Source organism: Sinorhizobium sp. BJ1, from assembly GCF_002531555.1.
Taxonomy (GTDB): Bacteria; Pseudomonadota; Alphaproteobacteria; order Rhizobiales; family Rhizobiaceae; genus Sinorhizobium; species Sinorhizobium fredii_B.
Map to the genome: position 1 here is coordinate 82,882 of NZ_NWTH01000023.1, position 20,735 is coordinate 103,616.

General features: G+C 58.2%; 13 protein-coding genes and 2 pseudogenes. 10 read left to right on the top strand and 5 right to left on the bottom strand.

The genetic code is table 11. The annotated features are described in order from the left end of the window. Positions 1-10: 10 nt before the first annotated feature. Positions 11-844 (top strand): carbohydrate ABC transporter permease, encoded by an 834-nt coding sequence (locus CO676_RS24390; protein ID WP_097522981.1) that lies wholly within the window; start codon positions 11-13, stop codon positions 842-844. A gap of 46 nt (positions 845-890) precedes the next feature. Beyond that, positions 891-1,958, top strand: coding sequence for a sn-glycerol-3-phosphate ABC transporter ATP-binding protein UgpC (ugpC, locus tag CO676_RS24395; protein WP_097522982.1), 1,068 nt, complete (start codon positions 891-893; stop codon positions 1,956-1,958). A gap of 8 nt (positions 1,959-1,966) precedes the next feature. Here the strand turns inward: ugpC and CO676_RS24400 are convergent, their stop codons facing one another. Then, complete coding sequence (locus CO676_RS24400; RefSeq protein ID WP_245424425.1) at positions 1,967-2,551, bottom strand: phosphoenolpyruvate hydrolase family protein; 585 nt, start codon at positions 2,549-2,551, stop codon at positions 1,967-1,969. Positions 2,552-2,686: 135 nt separating this feature from the next. Here CO676_RS24400 and CO676_RS24405 point away from each other — a divergent pair, with 135 nt between their 5' ends. From CO676_RS24405 to CO676_RS24425, 5 genes are read left to right on the top strand one after another with little or no spacing between them, the layout of a single operon-like run. Next, positions 2,687-3,895 carry a Tm-1-like ATP-binding domain-containing protein gene (locus tag CO676_RS24405; RefSeq protein ID WP_097522983.1) on the top strand — a complete coding sequence of 403 codons (1,209 nt, stop codon included), beginning with the start codon at positions 2,687-2,689 and terminating at the stop codon, positions 3,893-3,895. Beyond that, positions 3,885-4,742 (top strand): phosphoenolpyruvate hydrolase family protein, encoded by an 858-nt coding sequence (locus CO676_RS24410; protein ID WP_097522984.1) that lies wholly within the window; start codon positions 3,885-3,887, stop codon positions 4,740-4,742. The genes CO676_RS24405 and CO676_RS24410 overlap by 11 nt, the downstream gene beginning before the upstream one ends. 23 nt (positions 4,743-4,765) lie before the next feature. Next, on the top strand, positions 4,766-5,395 hold the full coding sequence (locus CO676_RS24415; RefSeq protein ID WP_179875628.1) for a cupin domain-containing protein: 630 nt from the start codon (positions 4,766-4,768) through the stop codon (positions 5,393-5,395). 39 nt (positions 5,396-5,434) lie between these two features. Continuing rightward, on the top strand, positions 5,435-6,517 hold the full coding sequence (locus tag CO676_RS24420) for a Gfo/Idh/MocA family oxidoreductase (protein ID WP_097522986.1): 1,083 nt from the start codon (positions 5,435-5,437) through the stop codon (positions 6,515-6,517). Positions 6,518-6,542: 25 nt separating this feature from the next. After that, positions 6,543-8,372: a phosphoenolpyruvate hydrolase family protein gene (locus CO676_RS24425; RefSeq protein ID WP_097522987.1), complete on the top strand. Its 1,830-nt coding sequence runs from the start codon at positions 6,543-6,545 to the stop codon at positions 8,370-8,372. A gap of 50 nt (positions 8,373-8,422) precedes the next feature. Here CO676_RS24425 and CO676_RS24430 read toward each other — a convergent pair whose 3' ends face one another. From CO676_RS24430 to CO676_RS24440, 3 genes are all read right to left on the bottom strand, one after another. Beyond that, positions 8,423-9,262: a LuxR family transcriptional regulator gene (locus CO676_RS24430; protein WP_097522988.1), complete on the bottom strand. Its 840-nt coding sequence runs from the start codon at positions 9,260-9,262 to the stop codon at positions 8,423-8,425. Positions 9,263-10,347: 1,085 nt separating this feature from the next. Continuing rightward, the gene (locus CO676_RS24435) at positions 10,348-11,331 is read right to left on the bottom strand and encodes an IS110 family transposase (protein WP_245424427.1); all 984 of its coding nucleotides are present in this window, start codon (positions 11,329-11,331) and stop codon (positions 10,348-10,350) included. A 315-nt stretch (positions 11,332-11,646) separates the two neighbouring features. Next, positions 11,647-17,268, bottom strand: coding sequence for a type I polyketide synthase (locus CO676_RS24440; protein WP_097522989.1), 5,622 nt, complete (start codon positions 17,266-17,268; stop codon positions 11,647-11,649). 541 nt (positions 17,269-17,809) lie between these two features. Here CO676_RS24440 and CO676_RS24445 point away from each other — a divergent pair. The 3 genes and pseudogenes from CO676_RS24445 to CO676_RS24455 all read left to right on the top strand — a co-directional run. Next, positions 17,810-18,278: pseudogene (locus tag CO676_RS24445) on the top strand (transposase); the annotation flags it as partial. A gap of 330 nt (positions 18,279-18,608) precedes the next feature. Further along, on the top strand, positions 18,609-18,758 hold the full coding sequence (locus CO676_RS36290) for a hypothetical protein (RefSeq protein ID WP_245424431.1): 150 nt from the start codon (positions 18,609-18,611) through the stop codon (positions 18,756-18,758). A 291-nt stretch (positions 18,759-19,049) separates the two neighbouring features. Next, positions 19,050-20,432, top strand: a pseudogene (locus CO676_RS24455) (transposase). Here CO676_RS24455 and CO676_RS24460 read toward each other — a convergent pair. Further along, positions 20,388-20,621 carry a DUF6429 family protein gene (locus CO676_RS24460; protein ID WP_097522990.1) on the bottom strand — a complete coding sequence of 78 codons (234 nt, stop codon included), beginning with the start codon at positions 20,619-20,621 and terminating at the stop codon, positions 20,388-20,390. The pseudogene CO676_RS24455 and the gene CO676_RS24460 overlap by 45 nt on opposite strands. Positions 20,622-20,735: the final 114 nt, after the last annotated feature.

Genomic DNA, 20,735 nt, shown 5'->3' on the forward strand with positions numbered 1-20,735 from the left:
GAGGTGAGGCATGGCTATTTCATCCAAAACCAACCGCACCACTCGCAAGCTGCTCTGGACACTCTTCTGGTGCGTGCTCGCCTTCGTCTATCTGTTCCCATATACGTGGATGGTGCTGACCGGCTTCCGCCATGGCGTCGATACGATCTCGATGCCGCCCCGCTTCATCTTCGAGCCGACGCTCGCCGGCTTTAAGCACCTGTTCGAAGTGACCGGGTTTCAGAAATACATCATCAACAGTGCGGTGGTGACGATTGTGAGCGTTGTACTCGTGATCGGGGTTTCCGCGCCTGCGGCTTACGCGCTTGCCCATGTCAGCAGGCGGGGCGGTGCTCTTCTGGTGGCGATCCTTATTGCGCGCATCATTCCAGCGATTGCGATCGGCGTGCCGGTCTATCTGATCGCTACACGCCTCCACCAGCTCGACACCTATCAGGCGCTGGTCGTCATGAACGTCGCTGTCAATATTCCCTTCGCGATCTGGCTGATGCGCAGCTTCTTCATGGAGGTGCATCCGACGCTCCGCGAGGCGGCGATTTCGGACGGTTGCAGCGAATGGCAGGTGTTCACAAAGATCATGTTGCCGCTGGTGCTTGGCGGGATGCTGGCGACAGCCGTCTTCGTGTTCATCGGAGTGTGGAACGAATTTCTATTTGCCCTGATCCTGACCACGTCCGTGAGCCCGACTGCGCCCTTGGCGATGCTCGGCTTTAGAACCCAATACGGCGTACAGTGGGACGCCGTGGGTGCTGCGGCTTTCCTGGTGTCGACGCCGGTCATCGTCTTCGCCTTCATAATGCAGCGCTACTTGGTGCAAGGCATGACCATGGGCTCCGTCAAGTGACCCGCCGCATGGTCGCTGCAATCTTAGTAGAAGGGCCGAGCAGAATATGACTGATGTAACTATCCGCAATGTCACAAAGCGTTATGGCGCTCTGACCGTCATCCCTCAACTTTCGTTCAAGATCGAGGATGGGGAGTTCGTCGTGCTGGTGGGACCGTCTGGATGCGGCAAGTCCACGCTCTTACGCATGCTGGCGGGACTGGAGGAGATCTCCGGTGGCGATCTCCTGATGGGAACCGAGGTGATCAACGATCGCCCTGCCAAGGAACGTGACATGGCGATCGTCTTCCAGAACTACGCGCTCTACCCGCACATGACCGTTGCCGAGAACATGGGCTTTGCGCTGAAACTGCGCAAACGCCCGCGGGCAGAGATCGATGAACGCGTCGACAAGGCCGCGGCTATCCTCGGACTCGGTAAGTTGTTGGATCGTTATCCGCGCGCGCTTTCTGGTGGCCAGCGACAGCGCGTCGCCATGGGCCGGGCGATCGTGCGCGACCCGCAGGTCTTCCTGTTCGACGAGCCGCTGTCTAACCTTGATGCCAAGCTCAGGGTGCAGATGCGCGCCGAAATCAAGGCGTTGCACCAGAGGCTGAAGATCACGACCGTCTATGTCACGCACGACCAGATCGAGGCAATGACCATGGCCGACAAGATCGTCGTCATGAACGAGGGACGGGTGGAGCAGATGGGCACGCCGCTCGAACTTTACGATCGACCGGCCAACATCTTCGTGGCTGGCTTTATCGGATCGCCGTCGATGAACTTCCTGCCGGCGACGGTCGTCTTAGCGAACAGTCCGGCTCTAAAGACCCCGGAAGGCGTGGAGCTGCCGGTTGATGCCTGTCCGACGCTCACCGGCCGCTCGGAGGTGACCTACGGGATTCGTCCGGAGCACCTTGAGCTCGGCGAAACCGGTATTCCTGCAGAGGTCGTGGTCGTCGAGCCGACCGGTTCCGAAACGCAGCTCTACGTCACGGTCGGAGGGCGCGACGTCGTCGTGGTACTCAGGGACCGGGCCGACGTGCGGCCTGGCGAAAAAATCTGGCTCAGGCCGAGGAAAGGCAGCGCCCATCTTTTCGACCCGAACTCCGGCGCGCGGATTACCGGCTGAACATCCGTTCACGTTCCGCCGACGGCGTCGGGAAGTCGAAACAGCCCCAGGGAGGTCTCATGCGCAAGCTCTAAGAGGTCGGCGAGCATGGCGTCGTTGGCATGCCGCGCAGCGATCAGTCCGCTGACGCCGATCGCGACGGCTTCCTGCGCCATGCCGAGACTGTCGACGACGGCAAGCGCGCTGAAGCCCTTCGCGACCGCCGTCCGCAAGAGATTGATCTCGGCGGTGACTCCGTAGCCGAAGTCCTCGAGGCTGACGCGCATTTCGCCGTCGATCGCGGTCACGCTCGGAAAATTGACGACCCTGTGACAGCCGGCGGCCTTAAGGGCCTTGAGGATGTCGACGTGGCGGCGGAAAGGATCAAGGGCGAACACGCCCGCAAAAACTTGGGCCTCGCTCCGAACCCCATTCCGGAGCTCGGCCAGAAGGCGCTCGTTGGCGTCGTGGATCGGGAGCAGCACCAAGCTGTCGTAGGCGCTGCCGTCCAATCCTTCGCAGGAGGGGCAATAGAGCCTCACGGATTGCGGCTCTTCGCCCGCGATAGCGGCGAGATCCGTCACGATCGGAATGGAGGGGAGCGTGGAAGGCATGTGCACTCGTATACCCATGAAACGATTACCCAATTCTACCCAAACCGTCGGCCAGCGCCAATTGATTTGCCGCGGCGGGCGCAACTACGGTTTTGTCAGGCGTGGAAGGTTCACTGAGAAGGGCCGGGAGGAACGATGAATACAGTCTATGTGGTCGGAACCTGCGATACCAAGGGCAGCGAACTGCGCTATCTACGCGATCTTGTCCGGCAGGCAGGGTGTGACGCCGTCCTGGTCGATGTTTCTGTTTCGGAGTTTCATAAGGAAGCCGACGATGTCGACGTCCAGCCGTCGGAGGTCGCACGCTTCCATCCGAACCCGCCAAAACCCGAAGAGCTCAAGGATCGCGGCAAGGCGGTCGCCGCAATGTCTGAGGCCCTGGTGGAATACATCCGATCACGCCAGGATATCGACGGTGTCATCGGCGCGGGCGGAACGGGTGGCACCGCCTTGATCGCGCCTGCTATGCGCGCGCTCCCGATCGGAGTGCCGAAGGTGCTCATTTCCACCGTCGCCTCCGGGAATGTCGCGCCCTATGTCGGACCGACCGACATCAGCATGATGTATTCGGTGACGGATGTTTCCGGGCTCAACCGCATCTCGCGGGTGGTGCTGGGCAATGCCGCTCATTCTATCGCCGGCATGGTGCTCAACAAGGTGAGCGCTGCGGCGGACGAGCGGCCGGCGATCGGCCTGACGATGTTCGGTGTCACGACCCCTTGCGTTCAGGCGGTCACCCGGGCGCTCGAGGCCGACTTCGATTCCCTGGTGTTTCATGCTACCGGAACCGGCGGTCAGTCCTTCGAAAAGCTCGCCGACTCCGGCCTGCTGGTCGGCGGCATTGATGTCTCCACAACGGAAGTCTGCGACTATCTCATCGGCGGCGTCTTCCCCTGTACGGCCGATCGCTTCGGTGCCTTCGCCCGGACCGGACTACCCTATGTCGGCTCCTGCGGCGCACTCGACATGGTCAATTTCGGAGCGATGGACACGGTGCCCAGTCAGTTCCGATCGCGCCGCCTGCATGTCCATAATCCCCAGGTCACGCTGATGCGGACGACCCCGGAGGAATGCAACAGCATCGGCGAATGGATTGCAGAACGGCTGAACCTTTGCGAGGGCCCGGTCCGCTTCCTGATTCCCGAACTCGGTGTCTCGGCGATCGATGCGCCCGGTCAGCCCTTCCACGACCCTGAAGCAGATAGTGCGCTCTTCGCAGCGCTCGAGCGCACCCTTCGCCGGACGACCAAGCGGCAACTCATCCGCGTGCCTCTTCACATCAACGATCCGCAATTTGCAGAACTCCTCGTCACCAACTTCAAAGAGGCCCTTCGTGAGCACTGATATTCTTGTCAAGCGTCCCACTCGTGCGGAACTGATCGACCGTTTCCAAAAGAAGATCCGCGCCGGCGAGCCGATCATCGGCGGCGGCGCCGGAACGGGCCTGTCGGCCAAAAGCGAGGAAGCCGGCGATATCGATCTGATCGTGATCTATAATTCCGGCCGCTACCGCATGGCTGGCCGCGGTTCGCTCGCCGGACTGCTCGCCTATGGCAACGCCAACCAGATCGTCGTCGACATGGCGAGCGAGGTTCTGCCAGTCGTGAAGCACACGCCAGTGCTTGCTGGCGTCAACGGCACGGATCCGTTCGTCGTCATGCCGAGCTTCCTGCGCGAACTGAAGGCGATCGGCTTTGCCGGCGTGCAGAACTTCCCGACCGTCGGTCTTATCGACGGGCTCTTCCGCCAGAATCTCGAAGAGACCGGCATGAGCTATGCCCAGGAGGTTGAGATGATCGCTGAGGCGCACAAGCTCGATCTCTTGACGACACCCTACGTGTTCAGCCGCGAAGATGCGGTGGCGATGGCGAAGGCCGGCGCCGACATTCTCGTCTGCCATATGGGCCTGACGACTGGCGGCGCGATCGGCGCGCGCTCGGGCAAATCCATGGAGGACTGTGTCGTCCTCATCAGCCAGTGCATCAAGGCGGCGAGAGAAATCCGCGACGACATCATCATTCTCTGCCACGGTGGTCCGATCGCCAATCCGGAAGACGCTCGCTTTATTCTCGACGCCTGCCTTGGCTGCCACGGCTTCTATGGAGCAAGCAGCATGGAGCGGTTGCCGACCGAGGAGGCCATCAAGTCCCAGACGCAAGCCTTCAAGGCGATCCGTCGCAAGTCGGCCTGACCGTGAGAAGGGAAAGCAAGCAGATGTCCGTCTTTCGAAGTGGAGACCAGCCGCCGGGCTGGTGCGAACTCACCGGTTTCGAGTTCATTGACTTGACCGATCAGCCCTTGCCGATTCCCGTTGCCGCCGACAAGCAGCGTCTGCTCGTCACGCGCGGGTCCTGCCGCTTGAGGAGCGCCAAGGGAGCGCAGGTTCTGAGTGAAGGCCAGTTCCTTGACATGGATGGGGCTAATGGTCCCTTCACCGCGGATGCCGGCGACGGGACCGCACAGGTGCTCGTCTTTTATGGCAGATGGGGCAACGAGCTCGGCGGATGCGGGGTGTTCAAGCTCGGCCCCGACACGCCGGTTCCAGTCAAGGGGGATCCGGTCATTTATCCCAAGTCGACCAACTTCGATTCCCATTATCACGACTGCGACGAATATTGGGTGATCATCGAGGGGGCAGGGACGGTCGTCGTCGGCTCGCGCGGCTTCGAGGTCGAAGTCGGCGATTGCGTCGCCATCGGCATGGGCCACCATCATGATCTTCCCCATGTGCGGACCGACGTGAAGGGGGCATATTTCGAGACGACGCTCGAAGGCAGGAAGCGCTTTGGTCATCTTTGGGAGCACACGCATGGGCCTGCCGATGTACGTCCCGAGCGGGTTTGATCCGTCGCGTGCGCCAAGTCCTCCTGGAGGTGAACATCAATGACGTATAAGGTCCTGCATATCGGCGCCGGTGGCTTCGGAGAGCGCTGGTGCGACACGTTCCTGCCGCCGAACGTGGCGGACGGGACGATTGAGGTGGTCGGCCTCGTGGACATCGACGCCAAGGCGCTCGAAATCAGCCGCAAGCATCTCGGCTTGAAGGCCGAACAGTGTTTCACCTCGGCCGCGCAAGCCTTCCAGATGGTGGATGCCGACTTTTGCACCATCGTCATTCCGCCAGCTCTGCACGAGGGGATCGTCGACCTGGCCCTTGCCCGCGGCATGCACATCCTGTCCGAGAAGCCGATCGCCGACACCATGGAGGCCTCCGTCCGTATCGCTGAGAAAGTGAGGAAGTCCGGCTTAAACATGGGCGTGACGATGAGCCACCGGTTCGATCAGGACAAATCGACGTTGAGAGCGCTCGTCAGCGCCGACACCATCGGCCGCATCAATACGGTATCGTGTCGGTTTGCCGGAGACTTCCGCCTCTATGATTCCTGGGGGCGCTTTCGCCACGAAATGATGCATCCGATGCTTATCGAGGGCGCTGTCCATCACCTGGATATCATGGCCGATCTCGCCGGCGCACCCTGCACGTCGATCTATGCCCGCACGTGGAAGCCGGAATGGGCAGATTACAAGGGCGACACAGATGCCATAGTCTTGATGGACTTTGCGAACGGCGCTCATGGGGTCTATGAAGGGTCTTCGGCACAAGCCACGGGTCTTAACGATTGGGCTTTCGAATATGTTCGGGTGGAGGGGGAAAGCGGGACGGCTATCCTCGACCATCGTGAGATCGAGGTATTTCGCCGCTACCCGATGCGGCTGCGACAAGCGAGCCGCCAAGGAAAAGGTCAGCAGGTGTCGCTGTTACCTGGTAAGAAGTGGCAGAACGCACTGTTGATTGAGCAGTTTTGCCAGTGGCTCGATGGCGGCCCGCCGATGTCAACCAGCGTCTGGGAGAATCTGCAGTCCGTTGCGCTCGTATTCTCAGCGATCGAAAGCGTCCGACTGGGTCAACCGGTAAAAGTACAGGAATTTCTCCAGTCCTACCGAGAGGGGGCTTCGATCGAGTAACGATAAGATGTAGGTTAGCCTCACAATGGCTGATCCGATCGTTCATCTCGGGGTTCATCGCCCTGAATTCTCCGCTTCCGCGCATGCAAGAGCGGAGATTGTCGCGACACTCAAGGCGACGCTTGGCAAGCCAAACACGACGCTCGTCGGCGCCGCGATCGGCACGGGAATGGCCGCCCAGGCAGCCTCGCGGGGCGGCGCAGACTTTATCCTTGCTCTGAATGCAGGGCGTTTGCGTAGCATGGGCGCCCCTTCTATCTTTTCCCTGCTCGCACTGCGCAAGAGCAATGACTTTGTCCTGGATTTCGCAAAGTCAGAGATCCTGCCTTTCGCCAAAGTTCCAGTCTTTTTCGGGGCCAGTGCTTTCGATCCGCGGTCTTCGATAGAAGCTGAACTGGAAAGAATTGCGGATGCTGGTTTTGGCGCAATTGTAAACTTCCCCACCTCCATTTTTCTCGATGGACGGTTTCGGGCCGATATCGAGCGAGCAGGGCTGGGGTTCCAGCGTGAGCTTGAAATGCTTCGGGCCGCTCAGAAAAGAAATATGGCGACGCTCGCCTATGTTCGAACTGTGGACGAAGCTCAGCAGGCCGCGACCGCCGGCGTAGACATCATAAATCTCAATCTCGGTTGGAACGTCGGAGGGACTGTCGGAAGCCGCACAGAGCTCAGCCTGAGGCAAGCGGCTGAGTATGCAAAGGTCATTTTCCGTCAGATACGGGCGATCTCAGAGGGCACTCTTTGTGTCCTCGAGGGCGGCCCTATCGTGAGCCCCGACCAAATGTACGAGGTATCCGCGCTGTCCAGGGCAGACGGATACATTGGCGGCTCCACCATCGATCGGGTGCCACTCGAAGCCTCCATGGAGCAGATTACATCGGCTTTCAAATCCGTCGGCACCTTGCAAAAGCGAATTGATGAACTGGAGCGCCGGCTCGAGCATGTGCAGCGCGAATACTCGATCGTCGGGCGGTCACCTTCAATCCAGCAAATAAAGCAACGGATCGAAAAGCTTGCCGCCTCTGCTCTACCGGTTCTGATTACCGGGGAAGCCGGAACCGGCAAGAAGCTTCTGGCACGAGGCATTCATGAAGCCGCCAGACGTCCCGGCAGCAAGCTCATCACCTCCGAAGACGCAAGTGGAGAATCGCTTTTTGGCTTCGCCCCGAGCGAGGGCGGGAGGAAAGTGCTTGGGCTGCTGCAGTACCATCCCAAGGCAACTCTCTTGATCGAGAATATCGAAAGCCTGTGCATCGACGCTCAGGAACGTCTGGTAGAAGTCATTGAGACAGGCGCTTATCGGCGCCTGGGCGACAACGAGAGAGGGCGGTTCGAAGGCCGCCTGATCCTAACATCGATGCGGCCGCTCTCTGAGTTGGGCTCGAGCGGGCTGCTGATACCCTCGCTGGAGTCGCGTCTCGCGCCCGGTCACGTCTTTCTTCCTCCTCTGCGCGATCGCCTTGAAGACCTTCCACTCCTCGCCGAACACTTCCTACAAGCGCTCCGAAAGGACCGGCGCAGCCGGAAGTTGTCGGTGGACCACTCGGCCTACCGAGTTCTGATGACCTATGGCTGGCCAGAAAATATCCGCGAGCTCAGATCCGTGCTCGAAACGGCCGCCATCCGCTGCGAAGGCGACTGGATCAAGGCCGAGCATTTGCCGCCGCTCGGCGACGCAAACGCGGACGCGCCGCATCCACATCCGGGGGATGAGCGGGAATGGATCCTCGATGCGCTTCAGCGCCACCGCTTTCGCCGCGGTGAAGCCGCGCGATATCTCGGCATATCTCGAAAGACCCTATACAACAAAATGCGAGCGTACGGTCTTCCATTGCAGCCGAGAGAAAGAAGTTAGGCGAGGGCGCTGTGTCGGCCCAGCGGGTTTCACGCTTCTTGACCCGCATTTCACAATTCGATAATCCCGAGGCTCGCTGCTTTTACAGCGGCGACCGTTCTGCTACCCACATCCAGCTTTCGCAATACCTTCTTTATGTGGAAATTCACCGTGTTCTCGGAAATTCCCAGAATAACTCCTATATCCCAAGACGATTTCCCTCTTGCCGCCCACAGAATACACTCTTGCTCTCTTTGAGAAAGGTTAGGAGCTTCCTCTATGCAGCGCGAATTCACGGCCGGCGCGGCTCTCAGATGGAAATGTAACGCGGCAAGTTGCAAGTAGGTGATTGTTCTGTTTTGGAGTTCTCGGCAGGAGGGTCGAGCAAAGCTCATGATGGCGAAGCCGACGCCGGGCCCATGCAATGGAACACTGATGCCCGACTTTAAACCAAATGTTGCGGCCTCGTCGAAAAACCGCCGTTCCACTTCCGTCGTGCTTATGTCATTGTACGCCTCGCTCCATCGAAAGGCGCCCAACGCTTTTCGGCTCTTTTTGATGATGGGATCAATCCTGTCATATCCCATCTGGACATAATGTTCCTGCCATTCATCAGGATACCTCATGAGGGCCGGTGCCCGTCGGACCGACTTCAGGATCTGGTCGGCTGAATGAGAACTATAGGCAACCCACGGGCACTCATACTGAAGGGCAAAGGCCGATAACAGGTCGAACAGTTGCTCGGATCGAGCAACACCATCGGTCTGCTCCAGAAATCGGCCGAGTTCGACCGGAAACGCCTCCTTGGCTGGTTCCAGGGAAGGCATCGACGGGATCAACGAGAGCTGATCGGTTACTCTACACCTCGGCTCTCGAACTTGAGAGAACGCAGCCATCCGCGGGCGTTCCATAGCCTCTCCTCCGCAGCCAATTGTCATTGAAGCACAAGCTGCCGACTGTCAGAGACTGCGGCTTTGTGCATCGTCGTCGGTAGAGCATCGCCAAGCAGTAACGACGCGGTGCCGAGTAATCTGCGGTTCCTGGTGAACCGCGGCCAAGGACTTTCAAAGGTCGTGCCAATCTTGCAAAAAGAACACCAGAAAACTGTTCTGCATCTTAATCAATGACTTAATGAGTTCGCAGCTAGCGTCAGGTCGACATCACGATGTTGCAGACCGGACAAACCCGCCACAAAGCAGCCATCTAGATGTTGGCCCCGGATTTTGCTGCTGCAACCTTTTAGATTCGCATGAGACAAATTCTTACACAGAAGCCCCACGACGACCAAGGCGATCCGCCGGCCATACAAAATAGCTACTGTGCTGAAGGTTCTGCAAAGTCTCTGAGGGGGCGGTCATGGCAGCCTGGTGACGTTCACGTCATCCGGTTCCCTCACGAGGAACGGCACCATAACCAGGACTGAAGATAAAACCGCCGCCGCACTCAAGGACATTCTGCTGGCGAAGCCCAATGGACTGCGAGCGGTGATGCAGGAGGTTCTTGAGGAGAATGGACGAGGCCCTGGGCGACAAAGGGTGAGCAGCCGCCAGAGCGGCTCGGCCATCCCCTTAATCAAGGAAAGCGACGGCGGCCGGCGAATCATATGGACATATGACTTCGAAATGCCTGCGCCAAGGGCGATGTCGAACCCCGAACGAAAAAGAACAATCAAGGGCCCACGGTCAAACCGCGACTATTACGACCGCCATGATCAATTGCGTCGTCGCCTCGCCTACTTCCTCTCAGCCACAACTTCTCTCGCCGCCTCAAGATCCTCAAGGCCTCACGGCTTGCGAGTACATCTGCAAATGCTGGACAAAAGACCCCAGAAAAGTTGCTTAGTCACACCATCAGCCATGTTAAGCCGCCAGTGCCTAGGGGCTATAGGCTTGGGATGGATTGTGAGCCCTTTTGCCCTGAGAAGATCGCTTCGCACAAGATCAACAAAGCTTAAAGTCTGGTATTCACAATGTTCGTAACCGTCGAACTTTGCCCCTCATCCAGGACCTGAGATCATGGGTTGGTCAGAGGCGAGAGCGACTTTTTTTGCCGTCAAGCGGTTTGCCAGGGTTTTTGGTCCCGGATCATGGCGTTGAGGCTTGTGAGCAGTTTGCGCGTAGTGGCGACGACGGCGACGATCTTGGCCTTGCCGGCGGGGACGAGGCGGTCGCGGAGTGCCTTGAGGGTGAGGGTTGTTTCGGATGGCGGCGAGAGCGATCATGAACAGCGCCGCGCGCACGGAACTGCGCCCGGCGAAGCTCTTGCCGCGCCACTTGCCCGAGTGGCGGGTGAAGGGTGCCAGCCCTGCGAGCGCGGCGATCTGACGGCGGTCGAGGCTGCCGAGTTCGGGCAGTTCGGCGAGCAGAATTCTCGCCACCGTCGGTCCCATGCCGGGCATGGAGATGAGCAGCTTCTCGCTGACCTGCCACAGCGGCGACTTGCGGATGTGGCCGTCCATGTCGGCGTCGATTGCTTCCAACTCGCGCTTCAGCGCGGCAAGCAGCCGCCTAATGCTCTTGAGGGCCTGACGGCTGCTCGCCGTACGCAAACGGTTCTGCTCGGCCATGATCATCTGGACGATGTGGCGCCGACGGGCGACGAGGTCGGCCAGCGCGCGGGTCGTCGCGGCGGGCAACGGCCGCAGCTGCGGCCGCACGGCGTTGACGTAAGCGGCGATCAGCGCCGCGCCGATCGGATCGGTCTTGGCGCGCGTACCGAGCGCGTCGGCGAAGGCGCGGACCTGCGCCGAATTGACCACGACCACCGGCAGACCCGCCGCTGCCATCGCCGCGACCGCCAGCCGCTCGAGGCCGCCTGTGGCCTCCAGCGCGATCCGCTCCGGTGAAAGCCGGGAGAGCCTTTCCCGCAGCTCGGCAATGCCGGCATCGTCATTGCCAACCCTGAAGCGCTGGCCTGTCGGCAGCACATGCACGTCCAACCAGTCTTGCGAAACGTCGGCGCCTACGGAAGTCGCGTCCATTTTCCCCCATCCTGGCCCAATCGGGCTTCGCTTGCGACCCCGGCGACTGTTCGGGTTTGATGGAACGGCGGCCCAAGACCCAGCTCTGCCATGGGCTTGGTGTCCCGAGGGGCTTAGGTCTCTCGTCCGCCACCGCATCCGCAAGCATGGCAGATGCGGCTAATGAGAAGTTACAAGGGCTACCGTCGCCATTGCTATCGCGACGGTTATCGGGCTGGCGGCAGCAACTGTAGAGCAGTTCAAACCGCCGCACTCTTATCCATTCACTGTGGAGGGATTTACCCGTGGCCGGTCCGTCCCGTATTTGCAGCCCCTCTAATCAACATAGAGAATTTGCTTTATCAACTCCGCAATCTGCGGCGCGTTGTCATGCCGCATGATGGTGAAATGGTCTCCACGAACGACATGAACATCCACCTCGGCTGCAACTCTCTTCCATCCCCATGTGGGATCAACTGAGGTCGCTTTCTCCGTTGGCAGTTGGCTGCCGAAGACTCCCACTGTTGCCGCTCTTACAAATGTGAGCGGGATGGTCGTTTCGCTGGCCTCAAACTTCGGTGCGATAATGCTGTTTGCCCAATAGATCGCGGCTGTTTGTTTCAGATTGGGATCGATCGCTCTGCTAGCACAAGCAAGATCCAATGCATCGAATGCCTTTGCGGGCATGTCTGATAGCATTGCATTGAAGCTCTTCTGGTCCAGGGATCGTGGGGCCTGGTCACTTACCGAGATTGCTGGGGATGCACTCGCCGGGATGTCCAAAATGATTACTCGCGCAACGTTGACATTCTGCCGATGAAGCTCGACGGCAACCTCGTTTGCGATTTTTCCGCCAAAAGAGTAACCAACGAGAATTACGGGTTTGCCATTTGCTGCCTCTTTGGCACGAGCAGTCATCGGGATGATAATATCAGACGGTTCAATCTCATTTTGCCAGGGATCAAGCTCTGTTGGGTATTCAAGGATTTCAAATGGAAGATCACCGAGTAGGGGGAGGAGTGCTGCGAAGTCCATCGGCTCTCCTGTGATGCCGGGAATAAGAAGAAGTCGAGCATCTTTCCGGGACAGATGCTCCGATGTTGTATGCAGTCGTGAGGCAGTCTCGTGTAATTCCTTCGCAAGACGGCGCGGGGTTCGGCTACTCATGATCACGGTCGAAGATGCAGTTGTTCCAACAGATTTCCGCAGCTCATTACGGAATTCGATCAAGCCCAGCGAATCTAGACCAAGGTCGCGCCATTCGAGATCCGGATCGATGGCTAAAACATCCCGTTCCCCGAGAAGCATAGCAATCTGCTCTGAAATGAGCCGCAAGACGTCCTCTTCGGTTTGGTCTGGATCTGGTGATTTGAGCCCGCCTCTAGTGTGGATCGATTCAACACTCGATTGGTTGCGAGGATGATCGAACGCAGCCGGCATAGCAATTGGATCCGAGCGAGTTGCTGGGGTACAGCTGAATTGCTTCCTGCGAAAGGGATAGGTCGGCAAGGATATGCGGTGCCACGGCTCCTGAGAAGCAAGATCGTCGAATCGGATATCGACGCCAAGCCTGAACAATTCCGCGATGGCCGTGAGGAAGGTTTTTACTTCACAAGAGCTGCGGCAAGAGGCAATCCAGGTCCTCTCAGCGTTGGGGTCATTCTCCATACCGAGACCAACAAGCATCGGTCTAGGTCCGAGCTCCACGAAAACCGTTGATTTATCTTCAAGCATGTACTGAAGCACATGGTCAAAGCGGACTGGTTCCATGACGTGATCCGTAAGAAATCCGGTCCAGTCGAGATTGCCTGGAAGAGTCGCTCCTGTGACCGAAGAGACGACAGGAATTACTGGGTCAGAGAAGGAAAGCCGCGCGATGACAGATGTGTATTCGTTAATTATAGAGCGCATCTGCTCGGAATGGAATGCGTGAGATACTGGCAGTGGGGTGACGCTACAACCGGACACTTCACCAGCATCAGTAAGCTTTGCCATAGCATCTCGGCCACCGGCCAATACGACGGTGTTCGGTGAATTAAACGCCGCGACAGTCACACCGTCGCTTAAATTGGAGACGAGGAGTGTAAGATCTTGTGCGCTTCCTTTGGCGACGGCCATTGCACCGAGTCCGGCGGGAACGTCCCCCATTAATCGTCCCCGCTCGGAAACGAGGACGCACGCGTCATCTAGCGACAGGGCACCGGCAGCAACCCACGCCGCAATTTCACCTAAGCTATGGCCCGCCACCTGCTCAAACTGAACCCCAAAAGACCGAAATAGACACGTCATGGCGTACTCGAACGCGAAGATCGCCGGCTGCGCAAACTGCGTGAGATTTATTCGCGGTTGCGAGCCAGGGGGCTCTCCCACCACCTGCTCAAGGTCGATGCCATGGCTAGTTCTCATGCGCTTGAAGCAATCTTCCATCGCGTTCTTGAAAACAGGAAAAGCATTCGCAAGCTCTGTACCCATCTCCGCACGTTGGCATCCCTGGCCAGTAAATAACCCGGCAACTTTAGTTGGACCTGCACTATCAGAAGGCAACAGCGTTCCCTTGATTACATCATCAAGGAACTGGGACAACTCGACTTTGCTAGAAACCGGCTGAGCGATGCGGAATCGTTCCGGCCTGCGGCCGACGCAGGAGGTCATACATATATCCCGCAAATCCAGATGTTTATTAGACGAAGCAAGGAGGTTGTGCACGTCCTGGCAAAGTCTGATCAGTTGTTGGGGTGTTTGAGCCGATAGCACGAAGATTTCGTGCTGCTGAGAACTACGAGGCTCTTGCTCAGGTTCACGATGGTTTTCGCGGCTCTCAAGGATGATGTGACAATTGGTCCCTCCTATCCCCAAGGAGGTGATGCCTGCTCGTCTTGGTCTTCCCGGTCGGCTCTGCCAGTTCAGTGCTTGCCCGTGCGCGATTTTCAGTCGGGATCCGTTTAGGGTCACTCGCTCATTTGCATTCTGGAAAGTCGGGATGGCCGGGATTTTGCCTTGTTGAACACAGAGGGTTGCTTTAACCAATCCAGCTGCACCTGCCGCTTCATCAAGGTGGCCGATGTTAGCCTTTAGGGATCCGATCAGGCAATCTTCAGCGACTTTGGCTTCGCCGTATGTTGCCAGGAGCGCCGCGATCTCAATGGAATCGCCAACCGGCGTACCAGTCCCATGTGCCTCAACGTAGTCAATTTCGGAGGAAGTAAGACCAGCGTCCTCCAGAGCTGCGTTGATAACTTCAACCTGACCTTCCAGGCTCGGCCCTGAATAGCTCAGTTTGCGGCCGCCGTCGTTGTTGACAGCCGTACCAACAATCGCGGCCAAGATTTGATCGCCATCGCGAACCGCGAGATCATAGTCTTTTAGAGCGAGGACCGCGCATCCGTTTCCAAACACCGTTCCGTCAGCTGTCGCATCAAACGGTCTGCAGACGCCCGTCGGTGATAGGATCAGTCCCTCGTGCGCAAAATAACCCACACGCTGCGGCGTGCAGATTGATACGCCACCTGCAATTGCCATTTCGACTTCTCGGCCACGAATGGCCTGGACAGCATAATGGACTGCGACCAATGCACCTGAGCAGGCCGAACCTATAGAGACGCTGGGGCCTGTCAGATTTAGCTTGTTTGATACCCTCATTGAGATTTGATCGGGAGAGTTGCCTTGCTCGACGAGAATCTCTTCGATATGCTGAATCAGCCGGTGGCTCAAGAAAGGCCCACTGGTGTCTTTCATCACCGTAGGCAAAATACTGTTGATGAGATAAGTGTTCGAGCCACTGGCAGAGTATACGCCTGTCCGATAAGGCACCCTTGTCGGTGCATAGCCGGCGTTCTCGAGCGCTTGCCATGAGCATTCTAAGAAAACGCGATGCTGCGGGTCCATCAACGACGCTTCACGCTCACTGATCCCAAAGAAATCGGCATCGAAATAGTCATGGTCGTCAAGAAATCCACCGGTCCTGACGAAGTGGTCGCATCCCGCCAGTGTCGGTGGATCGTTCGTGGACGTCGTCAGGAAGACGTCATTCCTTAGAAGTCCGCGCCAAAGATCGTCAACTGAACGGGCTCCAGGAAAACGACCTGCCATGCCAATTATTGCCACGGCCTTTCGCCGCGAAGGAGCAAAGGTCAGCTCGCTTTCGCCGGTGGCGGCACGACTTCTTATAATTTTGAGGATCGACTCCTGCGTAGTCTCAATAGAAATGTCTGCTACCGAGACGTTAACCTGCAGTTCTTGCTGCAGGCGTACTACCAGCTGCATCGCACTAAGTGAATCTCCTCCTGCTTCACCGAACCTTCGCCCCTCACCACCAGGGAGAACATCATTCCAGATCTCAGAGATTGCTTGCTCAAAACTTTGCTCCTTGCGTCGAACGGAAGGCAGCACCGAAGCGGTGGAGGACGCCCTGGCCTCAAGTGCACCGCGGTCGATCTTTCCGGTCGATGTCAAGGGAAACGTCGACACCGTATAGATGCGGTAAGGAACAGCTACCTCATCCAGTGTCTGGAGAACAATTGTTCTAGCATCTTCTTGCAGGAGGTCCTCAGTAGACTTCTCGGCCACCGTCACGAAACCTATCAGTTCAACTCGCCCGCCGATCTCAGTTGCTACAACTGCAGCCTGTCTGATGTATCGAGAACGTTCCATCGCGGCTTCTACAGCCGCAATGTCGACCCGTTGGCTGCGGATCTTCACTTGCCGGTCAATCCGCCCCGTGATTACAATCCTACCATCAGCCAGGATAGCTCCGAGATCGCCCGTGAGGTACTCGTTAGCTGCACTTGTAGAGGTTGCAGGGAGGGCCACCAGTCCGTTGGTGCCGGTCTGCATGTACCCCATTGCGACCTGTGGCCCTCTGACTACGATTTGTCCCTCAGATCCCGGATCCGAAGTGACCCCTCTGGAAGTGAGTACACCCACTTCCATGCCCGCGATGGGAAAGCCGATTGATGGCAGATCCGGCCATTGATTAGGATCTCCGTCGAGTTGTAGCGATGTAACGTCTTGCACCTCTGTTGACCCGTAATTGTTGTACAGTACAGCGCCTAGGCGCTGGAAAAACGACCTAATATGGCTGTTGATCTTCAACTGTTCCCCAGCCGTAGTAATTTCCGTGAGGTAAAGCGGTTTGGTGAATGTAGACGACGCAAGTGCCAGCTGATTTAGAACACTGTACGGCAGGTACGCCCGTTCGATGCGACTTGAAGAGAGTACCTCTTGGAGTAGCCGGACATCCTGCCGCTGTTCGCTTGTTGCTAAGACCGCCGTTCCTCCCGAACTGATTGCAGCAAACAACTCATGAAACGCAATATCGAAATGGAAGGATGCGAATTGCAGATGGATCGTGCTGGGTTCACATCTTCTGTGGGATGTGTCCCAGCGGATCAAGTTGGCGAGCCCCCTATTTGACATGAGCACCCCTTTCGGTGCGCCCGTCGTACCGGACGTGAAAAGGAGATAGCAGCCTGACTCGGTTGTTGCGTGATGTTGATCACTTGACAACTCGTAGTTTGCTTGCCGCTCGACAAGAACCGTTTGGACACGGAAAAAGTCGAAGAGCTTGCGCACATCGGCAGCGATGGGAGTATTAGGCGTAACAAGCGCAAACCTAGCCCCTGAAGTCTCAACGATATGCCGCGTCTTCGCCTCGCGCGCGGGAAGATCGAGCGGACACACTATCGCTCCCCGAAGCAGAATTCCTACGATAAGGAACACTGTGTCCAAGTGACGGGACGGATTAATCAAGACAATGTCACCTGTGCCCACACCGCACTCAGATAGCCGACGGGACACATAAGATGCCGCACGAAATAGCTCTCGGTAAGTCATTCGCTCATCACCGCACTGAACTGCGATACTTTCAGGATATTTCTGCACGCACTCCACAAAGGCCTCAGAAACGGTGCGGCAGGATTCGACGCAGGCTTGGCTGCTAGACCCGTTGCTACTGATCATGGCGTCCTCGAACGTTTTGCCCTTGATAAGTCGACGCGACAAGAAGGAAGCGACATCGTGAACCTTTCACGCGCGAGAGGTGATGACATGTGCAAACAAAGGCGGATTAGAGGTTCCACGTTGCACTTATCTAGTGAGTGCGTCGTGATGGACACGATAATCCTAGCACTACATCCACGCCATCCACCGCTGCTAACCTTAGTAGTTGCCATTCACTTTCACACCTCTACTTACTGCCTGCGGGGTTGCTTCGACGGGAAATGGATCGTGTCTCAGGGAGCGGTTGTCTTCTCTATTCGGCGTGGTGAGGTCAAGCACCTTCTGACCTGTCCGTATCCTATGGTTGATGTCTTCGCAGTATCGCGCTTCTCTCCGGGATCGGCCTGTGTGGCCCTCCCATGATGGGACCAGAAGAATGGGGCGGAACAATCTAATCGGCGACCTGATCGAGATGTAAGACCGTGTGTCCTTGTTCGGGAGTGAGGTGGCTCGCGCTAAGCTGTTCTTCCGAGGGTTGCTCGGACAGGCCGGGCCGATCCTCATAACAGGAGGACGAGCCGTATCTGATTATAGAGAAGCTTTTGTCGGAATCGATGTTGCGAAGCGTCACAATGCTATCGCCGTTGCCTAGTCCGGTCGAACCGGCGAGATCCGTTATTGGGGCGAGAGGTCGAGGCTTCTGATACCGGGATGCGCCGCGCGATTCAGCGGATTGCGGCAAAGTTTGAGCAGATCCATTTCTGTTATGGTGCAGGTCCCACCGGCTACGGGCTATACCGGCTGATCCGCTCACTCGGTCACGAATGCATCGTCGTCGCTCCATCGTTGATCCCGAGGAAGCCAGGTGACCGGGTCAAGACGAACCGGGCGATGCCATTTCGCTCGCCCGGCTATTACGGGCCGACGAGCTGACGGCGGTCTGGGTGCTCGATGAAGGTCATGAGGCCATGCGCGACCTCGTCCGGGCTCGCGCGAGTGCTGTTCAGATGTTGCGCATCCATCGCCAGCAGGTAGAAGTGAGGCGAACTGGGGTTTCTGTTTATATGGACGTCAATATAGACAGTGTGAGAACCGTGGATTTAACGATAGAGAAGCGGCCGCAAGTTAGCCGTATCGAGATTGTCGATAGCGGGTGGCGTCGCCGTTTCAGCAACGAGGCCAAACTTGCAATCGTGGCGTAGAGTTACTCCGCCCGCGTCAGGTCACGCCAACAGCACGTCGCCATGGGATCACACGCTTTCAGTTGAACCATTGGCGTAAAGCAGCTCGCGAGGGACGGCTCGGCAATGGCCGGGGCGAGTAAAGGGTTTATTCCTGCACTGTTAGTCCCGGAGCCAGACATGCCGGTCGTTGCGCCGACCAATTCTTCGACGGCACAAAGTGGGCTTATGGAGGTTGTCAGCGCCAATGGTCGCCGTGTGATCGTGGGACGCGATGTCGACGTTGACGCGCTGCTTCGGATCCTGCGCGGACTGGAGGCGCTGCGGTGAACCCGTTTCCGATGGGAACAGGGGTCAAGATCTGGCTTTCGACGGGGGATATGGACAAGCGCTGTGGCTTTCCCTCCCGGCGCTTCGGGTGCAGGAGGTTCTGAAGCATGATCCGTTGTCAGGGCGCCTGCCTTTTTACCCGGCGGCTGGAGAAGGGCCGGTTTATCTGGCCGAATATGGAGGGCGGCGCGGTAGCGATCTCACCGGCGGAATGGTTTCATGACCTCGAAGCCTGTGGATCTTGCTGCGGACCTTGCGAGTGCCTATCTGGCGCTGCTTTCCGAGCGTGAGATGTTGCAGGCTGAACGTGATGTCGTTGTTGCCGAGCGCGACACCGTCGTCGCCGAGCGGGACATTGCGGTGGCGCAAGCCGCCAATGCGCAGGCCATGCCGTCGGACAGCGAGGCCGTGATTGCCAGTCTGGAGCTGGCGATCGAAAAGCTGAAGCGCGAACTGCGCGGAAGGCGATCCGAGCGCACGGCGCGCCTGATCGACCAGATGGAATTGCAGCTCGAAGAGCTGGTGATGGCGGCGATGGAGGATGAAGCCGCAGCGCAGGCGGCTGCCGCCAAGACCTCGAGCGTGCGTTCGTTCACGCGCAAACGGCCGGTGCGAAAGCCGTGGCCGGAGGATATCGAGCGCGAGCGCGTGGTGATCGATCCCCCAGTCACCTGCGCATGCTGTGGCGGGTCGCGCCTGTCCAAGCTGGGCGGGGACGTCACCGAGACGCTCGAGGAGGTTCCGTGCCGGTTCAAAGTGATCGAGACGGCCGACCAGGTCGGGTATGGAACGGCCGCGCTCCTGCCGATCTTTGACCTGATCGAGACGCATGTCTTCGCGGCCGAGCGGCTTTTTGGCGATGACACCACCATTCCCATTCAGGCCGAAGACAAATGCACGACCGGGCGAATATGGACCTACGTGCGCGATGACCGGTCCTACGGCGGAGCGGCAGCGCCGGCGGCCATATACTATGCGTCGAGCGACCGCCGCGGCGAGCATCCGCAGAAGCACCCGGCCGGGTATGGCGATCACCTTCGCCTTTTGCCATGCGCATGCGCGGGGCAAATTCTTTGAACTGGCCGACAGAAAAATGCCCGCGACCGCAAACGCAAGAGCAAGCCGATCTCGCCGATCGTCCTGGAGGCCGTCCAACGGTACGATGCGCTGTTTGAGATTGAACGCGAGATCAATGGATTGAGCGCCGCAAAACGGTTGGCCGCGCGGCAGGAAAAGAGCAAGCCGCTGTTCGATGACATGCACGAGTGGCTGAAACGGGAGTGCGCCACGCTCAGCAAATCGTCCGAGGTGATCGAGCCGATCGATTACATGCTGAAGCGATGCGATGGTTTTGCCCGTTTCCTCGAAGATGGCCGGATTTGTCTCACGAACAATACGGCCGAGCGCGCTCTGAGAGGAATTGCACTCGGGCGTCGAAACTGGACCTTCGCCGGTTCCCAGCGTGGGGCCGATCGTGCCGCCATCATGCTCTCGGTCATCACGACCTGCCGTCTCAACGACGTCGACCCAAAGGCGTGGCTCGCCGATGTGTTCGCCCGCATCGCCGATCTTCCCGTCTCCCGCCTGCACGACCTGCTGCCTTGGCAGTGGAGGCACAACAAGGGACCGCTATTGCGGCGGCCGGGTAAACAGCTTCCGGAACAACGCTTCTGAACGCTCCAAGCCTTCATCGGTCAGGATCAATGACTTCGACTTGTTGACTGGGTCGCCGATCATTCCCTTCTTGTGAAGCCGATCCGTCGTTGCCCAGTCGAAGCCTTTCCAGGCACAATGCTCGTTATGCAGCGTCAGCCATAACAGCGCCAAAACGGCATCGTCGATTTTGTCCTCATCGATCTCCATGAACCGACGTTACCACGCGCGGCGCACAAAATCCTGCGGCCCTCTCGGATGGACACGACGGACCGGGAGCCAACAAGGGAGCAAACCAGACCCAACGCTGATTTTGGGAGCTCG